The following is an 855-nucleotide window of genomic DNA, read 5'->3' as shown; positions in this document are numbered from 1 at the left end:
TCTAGGGCAGGTAGCTTTGGCTAACTTCAATGACGTAGAAGGCTTATCACCTGATGGCGATAGTGTTTGGGTGCAGACTTTTGCTTCGGGTGACCCGATTGTCGGGGCGCCTGGTACGGCGTCTTTGGGTCTATTAACGGCCTCTGCAGTTGAGCAATCGAATGTTGATTTATCTGCTGAGCTGGTAAATCTGATTGTTGCGCAGCGTAACTATCAGGCCAACTCCAAGACCATTGAGACGGCCGATACAATCCAGCAAACTATCTTGAATATCTAGTACTGAATTTCGCTCATAGCCTTCCTTGTTTGGGTTGGCTAGATAATTGCAGAGCTTAGGCTAAGGCGTTTGCAGTGTCCGTTTCTTTGACGCTGCGTATTGTTTGATCCTAATGGTGAAGTAAATGGATAAAGCGTTATATATTGCAATGAGTGGTGCCAAGCAGAATATGCTGGCGCAGCGCGCTCATGCCAATAATTTGGCAAATATTAATACGACGGCGTTTAAAGAAGATTTCGCTCAGGCGCGTGCTATGCCGGTGTTTGGCGAGCATCATCCATCGAGAGCCTATGCCTTGACCGAAAGGCCGGGAACAAATTTTGAGGCGGGTCCCCTGAATCAAACCGGCAACCCTTTGGATGTTGCGGTAAAGGGTGATGGATGGATTGCGGTTCAGGCCGCAGATGGTTCGGAAGCCTATACCCGGGCAGGCGACCTGCAGGTAGATGTCAATGGGCAGCTAAGGGCTGGCATTGGTTTGCCTGTTTTGGGTAATGGTGGTCCAATTGTTTTGCCGCCTTCGGCAACTGTTGAGATTGGTGCTGACGGTACGGTTTCGGTTCTTCCTTTGGGTGGTG

The 855-nt window shown here is 49.7% G+C and carries 2 protein-coding genes; both read left to right on the top strand.

The genetic code is table 11. From position 1 onward, the window contains the following. The coding region (locus tag A3763_RS03720) for a flagellar hook-basal body complex protein (protein WP_156494880.1) at positions 1-277 on the top strand (277 nt) is incomplete at its 5' end. Between the two features lie 124 nt (positions 278-401). Then, positions 402-855 (top strand): flagellar basal body rod protein FlgF (gene flgF / locus A3763_RS03715; RefSeq protein WP_156494879.1); only part of this gene is annotated, 454 nt, incomplete at its 3' end.

It is taken from the genome of Oleiphilus sp. HI0128 (assembly GCF_001635365.1).
Note: the sequence above shows the minus strand (reverse complement) of the source record. Positions and strands in the feature narration are given on the sequence as shown.